At 63.9% G+C, this 12,252-nt stretch carries 8 protein-coding genes and 1 other annotated feature; all 8 genes read right to left on the bottom strand.

The window, feature by feature from the left end; genetic code table 11:
- Positions 1 to 104: 104 nt before the first annotated feature.
- The gene (locus H582_RS0104295; RefSeq protein WP_028597536.1) at positions 105 to 860 is read right to left on the bottom strand and encodes a tRNA threonylcarbamoyladenosine dehydratase; all 756 of its coding nucleotides are present in this window, start codon (positions 858 to 860) and stop codon (positions 105 to 107) included.
- Positions 861 to 1,012: 152 nt separating this feature from the next.
- Positions 1,013 to 2,845 (bottom strand): aspartate--tRNA ligase, encoded by a 1,833-nt coding sequence (gene aspS, locus H582_RS25925; protein ID WP_043110899.1) that lies wholly within the window; start codon positions 2,843 to 2,845, stop codon positions 1,013 to 1,015.
- 39 nt (positions 2,846 to 2,884) lie between these two features.
- Positions 2,885 to 4,135 carry a histidine--tRNA ligase gene (hisS, locus tag H582_RS0104285; protein WP_028597535.1) on the bottom strand — a complete coding sequence of 417 codons (1,251 nt, stop codon included), beginning with the start codon at positions 4,133 to 4,135 and terminating at the stop codon, positions 2,885 to 2,887.
- Between the two features lie 111 nt (positions 4,136 to 4,246).
- Positions 4,247 to 4,492 (bottom strand) — a binding site (T-box leader).
- Positions 4,493 to 4,684: 192 nt separating this feature from the next.
- Entirely contained in the window at positions 4,685 to 4,861 is a 177-nt protein-coding gene (locus H582_RS31580) for a hypothetical protein (protein WP_153783986.1), read from the bottom strand.
- Between the two features lie 113 nt (positions 4,862 to 4,974).
- Positions 4,975 to 5,418: a D-aminoacyl-tRNA deacylase gene (gene dtd / locus H582_RS0104275; RefSeq protein ID WP_028597534.1), complete on the bottom strand. Its 444-nt coding sequence runs from the start codon at positions 5,416 to 5,418 to the stop codon at positions 4,975 to 4,977.
- A gap of 16 nt (positions 5,419 to 5,434) precedes the next feature.
- Entirely contained in the window at positions 5,435 to 7,612 is a 2,178-nt protein-coding gene (locus H582_RS0104270) for a RelA/SpoT family protein (RefSeq protein WP_028597533.1), read from the bottom strand.
- Positions 7,613 to 9,265: 1,653 nt separating this feature from the next.
- Positions 9,266 to 9,778 carry an adenine phosphoribosyltransferase gene (locus H582_RS0104265; protein WP_028597532.1) on the bottom strand — a complete coding sequence of 171 codons (513 nt, stop codon included), beginning with the start codon at positions 9,776 to 9,778 and terminating at the stop codon, positions 9,266 to 9,268.
- Between the two features lie 20 nt (positions 9,779 to 9,798).
- On the bottom strand, positions 9,799 to 12,222 hold the full coding sequence (recJ, locus tag H582_RS0104260) for a single-stranded-DNA-specific exonuclease RecJ (protein ID WP_028597531.1): 2,424 nt from the start codon (positions 12,220 to 12,222) through the stop codon (positions 9,799 to 9,801).
- Positions 12,223 to 12,252: the final 30 nt, after the last annotated feature.

The following is a 12,252-nucleotide window of genomic DNA, read 5'->3' as shown; positions in this document are numbered from 1 at the left end:
CCTGACCCAAAATAGGCTTATTCCCAAAATATATGACATTGACCTAACCTAGATGCGAATGGATGAAACCGTTTAGGTTCGGCATCCGGCCCGCATGCCCCCGCCTACACCTCGATGCCGTTCTTCTCCAGCAGGTCGCGCACGGCGACGCTCACCATGATAAGGCCGGCGACCGGCGGCACGAACGCGTTGCTCGCCGGCGGCTGCTGCGCCTTGCGGATCTCGGGCGCGTTGTCCGGCACGATCCGCTGCGTCACGTCCTCGCGCGGCTTTTTGGGCATCTCCGACGAGAAGACGACCTTCACGCCCTTGCGCACGCCTTCCCGGCGCAGCTTCTGGCGGACGACGCGCGCGATCGGATCGGTATGCGTCTTGGAGATGTCCGTCACCGTGAACTTCGTCGGGTCCATCTTGTTGGCCGCGCCCATGCTGGAGATGATCGGAATGTTCCGCTCCAGGCACTGCTTGATGAGATGCACCTTGTACGAGATCGTGTCGGAGGCGTCGAGCACGTAGTCGAGCGGGTACTCGAACAGCTTTTCGTACGTTTCCTCCGTATAGAACATGCGCAGGCTGATCGCCTCGCACTCCGGGTTGATGAGCTGGATGCGGTCGCGCATCAGATCCGCCTTCGGCTGGCCGACCGTCGTCGTCAAAGCGTGGATCTGGCGGTTGATGTTGGTGATGTCGACGACATCCTTGTCGATCAGGATGATCCGGCCGACGCCGGTGCGCGCGAGCGCCTCCGCGGCGATCGAGCCGACGCCGCCGATGCCGAGCACGGCGACCGTGCTGCGCTTCATGACGTCGATGCCTTCCGGACCGAACGCGAGCTCGGTGCGGGAAAATTGGTTCAACATGGCTTTCGCCTTCCTTTCCTCTTGGGTTATCTTGCCCGCGGGCGATGCCAAAGCCGCACCGGAGCCGGTGCGGCTTTGGCGGCCGTGCTATGGTCCGAAGCAGCGGGCTTGCCGCCGCTTCGGGCGAGTTGCGTCTTGTCCGCGGCTGGCGGCTAGCCTTGGGCCGGGGCCCCTGCTGCCGCTTCGGCCGGCTGGCCGCCTTGCGGCGCGGCCGGCTTGGAGCCCGGCTTCGGCACGGTGCGGATGTGCAGCTGCTGCAGCTGGGCAAGGTCGACCTGCGCCGGAGCGTCCATGAGCAGGTCGGTCGCGCTGGCCGTTTTCGGGAAGGCGATCGTCTCGCGCAGGTTGCTGCGATTCGTCAGCAGCATGACGAGGCGGTCGAAGCCGAACGCGATGCCGCCGTGCGGAGGCGTGCCGTACTCGAACGCGTCCAGCAGGAAGCCGAACTTGTCATGCGCTTCTTCCATCGAGAAGCCGAGCGCCTGGAACATCTGCTCCTGCACCTCGCGCTTGTAGATCCGCATCGAGCCGCCGCCGACCTCGTAGCCGTTCAGCACGAGATCGTACGCTTGCGCGCGGATCGCGCCCGGATCGGTCTCGAACAGATGCAGGTCCTCGTCCTTCGGACGGGTGAACGGATGATGCTCCGCCACGTAGCGCTTCGCTTCCTCGTCCCAGCCGAGCAGCGGGAAGTCCACGACCCAGGCGAACTTGTACGCCGAGTCGTCGATCAGGCCGAGCTGGCGTCCGACCTTCAGGCGCAGGTTGCCGAGCACGTCGGCGACGACCTTTTTCTTGTCCGCGGAGAACGTGAGCAGGTCTCCCTCTTCCACCCCGAGCCGCTCGGTGAGCGCCTGGATTTCTTCGGCCTTTAGGAACTTGACGATCGGTCCGCGCCATTCGCCGTCCTTGACGGTGATCCAGGCCAGGCCTTTGCCGCCGTAGCGGGCCGCGAACGGCTGCAGGTCGTCGAGCTCCTTGCGGCTCCAGCCCGCGCAGCCCTTGGCGTTGAGCGCGCGCACGACGCCGCCGCCCGCCGCGACGCTGGCGAATACCTTGACGTCGCTCGTCGAGACGATGTCCGTGATGTCCTCGATCTCCAGGCCGAAGCGCAGGTCCGGCTTGTCCGAGCCGTACTTGTCGATGGCGTCGGCGTAGGTGATGCGCTGGAACGGAGCCGGGATGTCGACGCCGATCGTCTCCTTGAACAGGCGCTGGGCGAGGCTCTCCATCATGGCGAGCAGCTCGTCCTGGCTCAGGAAGGACGTCTCGATGTCGACCTGGGTGAACTCCGGCTGGCGGTCGGCGCGCAGGTCCTCGTCGCGGAAGCAGCGGGCGATCTGGTAATAGCGCTCGATGCCGCCGACCATGAGCAGCTGCTTGTACAGCTGCGGCGACTGCGGCAGCGCGAAGAATTCCTCCGCATGCACGCGGCTCGGCACGAGGTAGTCGCGCGCGCCTTCCGGCGAGCTCTTGGTCAGGATCGGCGTCTCCACCTCGACGAACTGCTCGCCGTCGAGGAAGTCGCGGAAGATTTTGGCCGCCTTGGAGCGGAGCAGCAGCGTGCGCTGCATTTCCGGACGGCGCAGGTCCAGATAGCGGTACTTCAAGCGCAGCGTCTCGTCGACCTCGATGCCGTCCTCGATCGGGAACGGCGGCGTCTTGGCCGCGTTCAGCACCTCGATCTCGGTGACGCGCACTTCAATTTCGCCCGTTTCCAGGTTCGGATTGCGCGTTTCCTCGTCCCGCTCGACGACCTTGCCCTTGACGGCAAGCACGTACTCGCTGCGCGCGCGGTCGGCGACTGCCAGCGCATCGCCGGAGAAGTCCGGGTTGAAGACGATCTGCACGATGCCCGTGCGGTCGCGCAGGTCGATGAACAGGACGCCTCCGAGGTCGCGGCGGCGCTGCACCCATCCTTTCAGTTCAACGGTCTTGCCTACGTCCGCCTTGCTCAGGCGTCCGCAATGAATGATGCTGCTCATTGATCCCCACTCCTTGTCGGTAATTTCTGCATGATTGCGCTATTCGCCCTGGATTGCCGCGGCCAGCTCGCCGAGCGGCACCATCCGCTGCTCGCCCGTATCCATTCGCTTGAGCGCGATTTGGCCTTGCGCCAGCTCGTCGTCGCCGAGGATCGCCGTGAACCGGGCGGCGTAGCGGTCGGCCGATTTCATCTGGGCTTTCATCTTGCGTCCCTGGTAGTCGCGATCCGCCGACAGTCCTGCCGCGCGGAGCGCGTGCAGCTGCCGGGACACTTCGCGCTCGGCCGCCTCGCCGAGAGCGACCAGGTAGACATCCAGCGGCTGCGCCGTCGAAGCCTCGCCCTGCTGATGCTCGAGGATGAGCACCGTGCGCTCGAGGCCGAGGCCGAGGCCGACGCCAGGCTGATCCGGTCCGCCGATCTCGCCGACGAGGCCGTTGTAGCGGCCGCCGCCGCCGATCGTGTCGATCGCGCCGATGCCCTCCGCCTTGAACTCGAAGGCGGTGTGGGTGTAGTAGTCGAGGCCGCGCACGAGGCGCGGATTGATTTCGTACGGGATGCCCATGTCGTCGAGGCCCGCTTTCACCTTGGCGAAGTGGTCCGCGCATGCTTCGTCGAGGCTGTCGAGAATCGACGGTGCGCCTTCGAAATGCGCCTGATCGACCTTGCAGTCGAGTACGCGCAGCGGGTTGCGGTCCATGCGCGACTGGCAGTCCTTGCAGAGCAGCTGCCGCTTCGGCTCGAGGAAGCCGAGCAGCTTGGCGCGGAAGTCCGCCCGCACCTCCGGCGTGCCGACAGAGTTGATCTCGACGCGCACGCCGCGCAGTCCGACCTCGGTGTAGAAGGTGTAGCCGAGCGCGATCACCTCGGCGTCGAGCGCAGGCTCCGCCGAGCCGAGCGCCTCCACGCCGAACTGGTGGAACTGGCGGTAGCGGCCCGCCTGCTGGCGCTCGTAGCGGAACATCGGACCGATATAATACAGCTTGGTCAAATCGGGCTCGCCGTACAGCTTGTTCTCGGCGTAGGCGCGCACGACGCCCGCCGTGCCCTCCGGACGGAGCGTCAGGCTGCGTCCGCCGCGGTCCTCGAACGTGTACATCTCCTTCTCGACGATGTCGGTCGTCTCGCCGACGCCGCGGCGGAACAGATCCGTCGATTCGAAGATCGGCGTGCGGATTTCCCGGAAGTTGAAGCGTCGGCAAATTTCCCGCGCCTTGGCCTCGACGAGCTGCCAGCGCTCGACCGCTCCGGGAAGCAGGTCCTGCGTGCCCGGCATTTTTTGAAATTTCATTGTAGCGCCCCTCCTGTCTCTCTTGCATCGCTTGCGTCTTGCGTCTTGCGTCGGTTGCGTCCCCGCGCTGCGGAACAGCAAAAAGCTCCCGTCCGCCGGCGACGACATGTCGCCAGGGACGAGAGCTGTATCTCCCGTGGTGCCACCCTGATTCCGAATGCGAAGGCCATGGCCAGCCCGCGCGTCCGCTCCGATGCGGTTAACGCCCGCCACACGCGATCGGCTACTTTCGTTCCTCGTTCGCCGACCGTTCTCCGGGATGTCCTTCCTTCAGCCACCATAAGGACGCTTGCAGCCGTAACGGCGTCCCTCTCTGCGTATGTGCGCTGAACTACTCGTTCCCATCATCGAAGTCATATGAGTGAATTTCCACCATTCTACCGCGCTGCAGGGATCAAGTCAAGAAGCGTGGCGCCGCCGGCAAAAAAAGGACCCGGAGCGGCAGCTCCGGGCAACAGGTGAACCTATTAAAAAGGGGGTCGAGGTTCAGTATAGCCCTCTTATGTTAAGGCAGCGTTCCGGTCGGATTACAATTCGATGACAAAACGGTCAAGGGCGGTCAGGCTCGGGCTGCTTGCGTTCCGGCAGCGGTGCCGAGCAGGCCCAGTCCTCCGCGAATTCGAGATCCTCCTCCAGCTCCTCCAGCAGCAGCGCCTCCCGCCGTTCGGCCTGCAGCAGACGGCGCCCCGCGGCGCCCAGCACGAGCTGCTTGCGTCCCACTCGCATGACATGCACTTCCTTTCGAAAATTGAGCCACGATTACCGCGAACCATTCCGATAAGTAGTGTTGCCACGCCCGCCCGGACTTAATCGTCGCCGGGGAGGCCGTTCGATCCGACTTACTCCTTGCTGTCGATCACCAGCGTGACCGGCCCGTCATTGACGAGCGCCACGTCCATCATCGCGCCGAAGCGGCCGGTCTCGACCTTGAGTCCGGCTGAGCGCAGCGCTTCGTTGAACGCCTCGTACAGCGGCTCCGCCTGCTCCGGGCGGGCCGCCGCCATGAAGTTCGGCCGCCGGCCCTTGCGGGCGTCGCCATAAAGCGTGAACTGCGACACCGAAAGGATGTCGCCGCCCGCTTCCTTGACGCTGAGGTTCATTTTGCCGGACTCGTCCTCGAAGATGCGCAGCCCGGCGATCTTGTCGGCCATCCAGCGCAAATCCGCCTCGCCGTCCTCATGGGTGAGGCCGACGAGCAGCAGGAGTCCCCGCCCGATGCGGCCCGTCGTCTCGCCGTCGACGGCTACGTGAGCCGACGAGCAGCGCTGCACGACTACTTTCACGGCATGCCGCCTCCTCTTATTGCATGATGCGCTGGACGGAGTAGATGTCCTTGACGCGCTTGATCTTCTCCACGACCGATTGCAGATGCTCGATGTTGCGGATGAGGATCGTCATGTGGATGATGACCATCTTGTTGCGGCCGGTGCGGCCGGTGACGGCGGAGATGTTCGTCTTGGACTCCGCGACCGCCTGCAGCACCTCGTTGAGCAGCCCGCGATGGTCGTACCCGGTAATCTCGATGTCGACGCTGTAGTTCGACTCCGCCGATTCCTCCCACTCGACCTCGATGACGCGCTCGGCGTCCTCTCCGCCTTCTTCGATCGGGATGTTCGGACAGTCGCTGCGATGCACGCTGACGCCGCGCCCGCGCGTGATATAGCCGACGATGGCGTCGCCCGGGACCGGGTTACAGCAGCGGGCGAAACGGACGAGCAGGTTGTCGATGCCCTTGACCGTCACGCCTCCCGTAGCCGCCTTCTTGCGCGTGCCCGGAGACTTCATCTCGACGGGCTCGCTCGTCAGCTCGATCTGCTGCGCCGCCTCGGCTTCCCGCCGCATCTTTTCGGTCATCTTGGTGCAGATCTGCGCAGCCGTGATGCCGCCGAAGCCGATCGCCGACATCATGTCCTCGGGATCGTGGAAGCTGAACTTGGAGGCGGCCTCCATGAGCTTGTCCTCGATCATCCACGCCGACGGCTCCAGGCCCAGCTTGCGCAGCTCGCGCTCGAGTGCCTCGCGGCCTTTGACGACGTTCTCCTCGCGGCGCTCCTTCTTGAACCACTGCTTGATCTTGGCCCGTGCGTGTGAAGACTTGGTGAGCTTGATCCAGTCCTGGCTCGGCCCGTAGGAATGCTTGGACGTGAGGATCTCCACGATGTCGCCGGTCTTGAGCTTATGGTCGAGCGGCACGATGCGGCCGTTGACCTTGGCTCCGATCGTCCGGTTGCCGACCTCGGTATGGATGCGGTAGGCGAAGTCGAGCGGCACCGAGCCGGCCGGCAGCTCGATCACCTCGCCCTTCGGCGTGAAGACGAAGACGAGATCGGAGAAAAAGTCCATCTTGAGCGACTCCATGAACTCCGACGCGTCCTCCGCCTCGTTTTGCAGCTCCAGAATTTCCCGGAACCAGCTCATCTTGTCCTCGATGTTGCCGCCCGGCGCCGTGCCTTCCTTGTAGGCCCAGTGCGCGGCGACGCCGTACTCGCTCGTCCGGTGCATCTCCCAGGTGCGGATCTGCACCTCGGTCGGCTCTCCGTTCGGACCGACGACGGTCGTATGGAGCGATTGGTACATGTTCGCCTTGGGCATCGCGACATAGTCCTTGAAGCGGCCCGGCATCGGCTTCCACAGCGTGTGGATGATGCCGAGCGTGGCGTAGCAGTCCTTGATGTTGTCGACGATGATGCGGATCGCCATCAGGTCGTAGATCTCGTTGAACTGCTTGTTGCGCATCGTCATCTTGCGGTAGATGCTGTAAATATGCTTGGGGCGGCCGGAGATGTCGCCCTCGATGCCCATCTCGTCCAGCTTCTCGCTGATGCGCGAGATGACTTGGCCGATGAAGTCCTCGCGCTCTGCGCGCTTTTTCTTCATGAGGTTGGCGATCCGGTAGTATTGCTGCGGGTTGAGGTACCGGAGCGCGGTATCCTCCATCTCCCACTTGATCGCCGAGATGCCGAGCCGGTGCGCGATCGGACAGAAAATCTCCAGCGTCTCGTAGGCGATGCGCCGCTGCGCTTCCTCCGACTGGAACTTGAGCGTCCGCATGTTGTGCAGCCGGTCGGCCAGCTTGATCAGAATGACCCGGATATCCTGCGCCATCGCGACGAACATCTTGCGGTAGTTCTCGTTCTGATGCTCCTCCTTGGAGCGGAACTTGATCTTCTCCAGCTTGGTGAGGCCGTCGACAAGCATCGCGCAGGTGTCGCCGAAGCGCGCTCTCACCTGCTCGACCTCCACCGTCGTGTCCTCGACGACATCGTGAAGCAGGGCCGCGATGATCGACGTCACGTCCATCTGCATGTTCACGAGAATCTCCGCCACCGCTACCGGATGGAGGATGTAAGGCTCCCCGGACTTGCGCACTTGGCCGAAGTGAGCCTGGTCGGCAAAAACATAGGCCTCCCTGATTCGGGCGAGATCCTGTTCCTTCATATAAGTTGACGCCTTAGCGAGTAGTTGGTCTATGCCCATGGAACGTCCCTTTCTGAGTGTCAGGATTCGACTCCAGCCGTGTCCCCGTACCTATGAAAATTGGTTTAACTCTTATTATGCCCCCATCATGCGGCGTCCGTCAACTCGCTGCCCGGCAGACGCTTTTCGACAATCCCAGACAGGATGCCGACGTAGGGAATCGACTCGCGCTTCTCAGGCGACCGACGCAACGAGCGATGCTGAAACCGGCTCGCGCTTCAGCCGCGACTGACGCTGAATCCGGCTGCCGCTTCTCAGGCGATTGACGCTGAGCCGATTCCCGCTTCGCAGGCGATTGACGCTGAAGCCGACTCCCGCTTGGCGGAGCGGGGACTCGTTCCGATCTCCCTGGAGCCCAGATTCCTTTGATTTTATTTTCCAAAAAGGAAGGAATCCGCCCTCCAAGAGAACAGCTGCCGTTTCTCCACGAGCCCCCGTCCGCTTCACTCTTTGGATTCGACGATAGGCTCGGTGATTTCGCTCAGCACCGTTAGCCCCATCACCGTTACAATCGGTTAGACGCTAATGCCGAACCCGCCCCCGCTCCGCTTCTTAGAGACTCATTCCGATCTCCATGCACACAGGATTTCTTTGATCGCAATCTCCGGAACCCTCGAAAGCTTCTATAACGAGCTGAACCCCCGGAAAAATCGGGTTACAGCGGCTCACAAGCTCGTCTTTTTGACCCTAACCCGAATAAATCGGGATACAGCGATTAATCAGCCAGTCTTTTGGGCTCTAACCCTAATAATTCGGGTTACATCGGCTCTCAAGCCCGTTTTTCAAGCTCCAACCCGAATAAATCGGGTTACAGCGGCTCGCAAGCCCGTCTTTTTGGCCCTAACCCGAATAAATCGGGTTACAGCGATTAACCAGCCCGTCTTTGGGGCTCTAACCCGAATAATTCGGGTTACAGCGGCTCACAAGTCCGTCTTTTGGGCTCCAACCGACACGCCTGCCTACCGGAGTTACTGATTTGACCTCACAACTCCGACTGGTTCGGCCTCCGATTGCCCGAGTTACTCGGTTTTTCCGCGCAACTCCATCCGTTCGGCCTCCGCTTGTCCGAGTTACTCGGTTTTTCCGCGCAACTCCGATGCGCCGAAGTCGTTGCAGTCTGGGTCATTTCCAGCAAGCTGGGGCTGCTTGCTGGCTCTTTCCGCAGCGGCCGTTCATGCTGCCGCGTGCCGAGCGAGCTGCCGTCTCCCAGGTATGCGGGAGACGGTTCACCCCCTAAAAAAGGGGGAAGGCTGGCTGTGGGACGAGGAAAGCGGAGCGGGCCGATGCCTTTCGGAGAAGCGGCAGCGGTCCTCTTGGAAGACGGATGGCCTCTGCATAGGAGGTCAGGAAATCAGGGCATCCGGCTTCCAGTGGAATCGGAGAAAGGCTCGGATCGCGCTGCGGCTTGTTCGTTTCCCAAACTTGCTTCCCCGGCTTCACCTGGGAATGGATCGGATCGCGCTGTGGCCTGTTCGTCCCACCTCTCTCGCTTCTCCAGACCGCCCGGAGAAAGGCTCGGATCGCGTCCCCAAACTTGCTTCCCCGGCTTCACCTGGAGAAAGGCTCGGCTCACACTGCGGCCTGTTCGTCCGCCGAAAACCAAAAAAGGCCGGGAATCGTCCCGGCCGGCCGTCATTATTTCCTGAGAAATAATTAATATTGGATGAGCGAGAAGACATCGGTTCCGTCCAGCTTCTCGCGTCCGTTCAAGTAGGAGAGCTCGATCAGGAACGAGGCTCCGACGACCTCGCCGCCGACCTGGCGGATCAGGTCCATCGTCGTCGCGATCGTGCCGCCGGTCGCCAGCAGGTCGTCGGCGATCAGCACGCGCTGTCCCGGCGCGATCGCATCCTTGTGAATGGCCAGCTTGTCCTTGCCGTATTCCAGGTCATAGGAAGCCTCGACGGTCTCGCCTGGCAGCTTGCCGCTCTTGCGGATCGGCACGAAGCCGACGCCGAGCGCCAGCGCCAGCGGAGCGCCGATGACGAAGCCGCGCGCCTCCGGTCCGGCGATCAGGTCGATCTGCTTGTCCTTGAGCGCGGCTTTCATGTCCTCGATGGCCGCGCGGTACGCTTTTCCGTCGCCGAGCAGAGTCGTGATGTCCTTGAAGCGGATGCCCGGTTGCGGGAAGTCCTCGATGACGCGGATATAGTCTTTATAATTCATGGTCGTTGATCTCCTTTTGTTCAATTCAAAATGGATTCGGCTTGAAGCTCCGGTCGGAGCTGCGCCAGCCAGGCGCTGATCGCCTCCGGACTGTCCTGAAGAAGAGCGGCCAGCCGGCTTTCTTCCCGCGCCGCTCTCCAGGAGGCCGACTCCGTCAGCTCCCGCCGGCCGGGAGCTGGCTCCAGCGCAAGCGCGCCGCCCTCCTCCCGAAGGAAACCCAGCTCCGTGAATACGGCCAGCGCGAGCGCGGCCGCGGCGCTAGGACAGCCCGCCTGCTGCGCGAGCTGCCGCGCCGCCTCGGCGCGACCGCCAGGCAGCGGCGCCAGGCGACGCAGGCGCGCGTAAAGCTGGCCCATCCGCTCCCGCTCGGTCCAATCGGCGCCGGCCGGCTGCTGCCTCGGATAAAGCAGATGGACAGCCGCGAGTCCGGGCGTGAGGCGCAGGCCAGCCTCCAGCTCGGCCCACGAGGACGGAGGCTCCAGCAGCGCCAGCTCGCGGCAGCCGAAGCCGCCTGCCGGCAGCTCGGCGGGGTCGCAGCAGCGGAAGCCGCCTGCCGCGCCGGAAGCGGCAGCGGCGGTCTCTTGCCGCAAAGGCCCTTGCAGTCTCGCAGGCGATGCGATGACCGCTCCTGTCGCGCCTTCTCGGAGCAGCCGCTCCCTTAGCCGAGCGACGAGCGCCAGCGGATCGCGCGTGCCCCGATGATCGTATACGCGCGGCTGCCGGACGGCAAGGTCGCGGATCATGAGCTGCGGACGCTTTCGGCCATTCCACTCGTTGACGCTCAGCTCTCCGACGATGTCGGCGGCCGAGCTGCCTGCCAGCTGCTCGGACAGCCCGCCCAGGCCGAAGCCGATCGCGTCCAGCGCGGAGGCTCCCGGCTTGCCGAGAGACAGCTTGAGATGGGACTGGTCCTTGCCGATCGTTCGCAGCTCGGCCAGCCTCGCTCCTTGCAGCAGCACCTTCGGCAGCGGGTTGCCGCTGCCGAACGGCTCCAGCAGCGCCAGCTGCTCGATCGTCTTCAGCGACGCCTCTTCCGGCAGGCAGACAAGATCGATCTCACTCACCGGCACATAATCTTCCGGCTGCAGCTGACGGGCCGCTTCCAGGCAAAGGCCGCGCTCGAGCTCGGCCAGATGCTCATGCTTCAGCGTCATGCCTGCAGCTGCCGCATGGCCGCCATAATGCTCCATGAGGTGCTTGGAGGCGCTCAGCGCCTCGTATAGGTCGAAGCCCGGAATCGATCGGGCCGACCCTTTGCAAAGCCCCGTCTCCAGATCATGGCCGAGCAGCACCGCCGGACGGAAATGCCGATCCAGCAGCTTCGAGGCGACGATGCCGATGACGCCCGGATTCCATCCCTCGCGCGCGAGCACGATGACGCCGGGATGAGGCTCGCCGGCTTCGTCGGCGCGGCGGCAGCGCTCCTGCCAGGCTTCCTCCGCCTCGAGCGTCATCTGCTCGACGATCGCCCGGCGGCGGACGTTCAGCTCGTCCAGCTCGCCGGCGAGTCCAGCCGCCTCGGCCAAATCCTCCGACACGAGCAGCCGCACCGCCGCATCGGCATGCTCCAGCCGGCCCGCCGCGTTGATGCGCGGTCCCATCTGGAAGCCGATATCGGACGCCGTCACCGATTCGAGCGCGGTTCCGCAAGCCTCGGCCAACGCTTTGAAGCCCGGCTTCGGCGAGCGGCGCATCGTCTCGAGTCCGCAGCGTACGAGGAAACGGTTCTCGTCCTCGAGCGGCATCAGGTCCGCGACCGTGCCGAGCGCCGCGATGTCGCTCCACTCCAGCGGCGGCCGCCCGAGCAGCGCCTGAGCGAGCTTGAAGGCGACGCCGGCGCCGGCAAGTCCCTTGAACGGATACGGACAGCCCGGCTGCTTCGGATTGACGATCGCATCCGCCTCCGGAAGCGACTCCGGCGGCTCGTGATGATCCGTCACGACGACCGACAGGCCGAGCTCTCTCGCTCGAGCGATCGGCTCCACCGCGCTGATGCCGTTGTCGACCGTGATGATGAGGGAGAAGCCCTGCTCGGCGGCCCTCTCGACGGCCGGCACGTTCAGACCGTAGCCTTCCTTCATCCGGTGCGGAATATAATAATCATGGCGCATGCGCAGCTCGCGAAGCAGATAGAGCATGAGCGACGTCGAGGATACGCCGTCCGCGTCGTAGTCTCCGTAGACGAGCACCCGCTCGCCGCCGTCGGCTGCCTGGCGGATCCGCCGCACGGCCGCCTCCATGCCGAGCAGCTCATAAGGATCATGCAGCTCTTCCACGCCGCCGCGCAAAAAACGCTCCGCCTGCTCGGGCGATTCCTGGCCCCGCAGGACGAGCAGGCGCGCCGCCAGCGGCGACAGCCGCAGCTGCGCCGCCAGCTTGGCGGCTTTTTCTTCGCCGGACGCATCCAGTTCGCGGATGCGCCAGCGGGTTTTGGACGGGATCAATCCGTCACCAGCCTTTCCAGCAAACAAACG

Source organism: Paenibacillus pasadenensis DSM 19293 (assembly GCF_000422485.1).
Taxonomy (GTDB): Bacteria; Bacillota; Bacilli; order Paenibacillales; family Paenibacillaceae; genus Paenibacillus_O; species Paenibacillus_O pasadenensis.
This window is presented reverse-complemented; position numbering and strand designations above follow the sequence as displayed.

Coding starts and splice junctions, on each gene's coding strand:
- H582_RS0104295 (WP_028597536.1), bottom strand. CDS start 860: ATGTTGAACCAATTTTCCCGCACCGAGCTCGCGTTCGGTCCGGAAGGC.
- aspS (WP_043110899.1), bottom strand. CDS start 2,845: ATGAGCAGCATCATTCATTGCGGACGCCTGAGCAAGGCGGACGTAGGC.
- hisS (WP_028597535.1), bottom strand. CDS start 4,135: ATGAAATTTCAAAAAATGCCGGGCACGCAGGACCTGCTTCCCGGAGCG.
- H582_RS31580 (WP_153783986.1), bottom strand. CDS start 4,861: ATGCGAGTGGGACGCAAGCAGCTCGTGCTGGGCGCCGCGGGGCGCCGT.
- H582_RS0104270 (WP_028597533.1), bottom strand. CDS start 7,612: ATGGGCATAGACCAACTACTCGCTAAGGCGTCAACTTATATGAAGGAA.
- H582_RS0104265 (WP_028597532.1), bottom strand. CDS start 9,778: ATGAATTATAAAGACTATATCCGCGTCATCGAGGACTTCCCGCAACCG.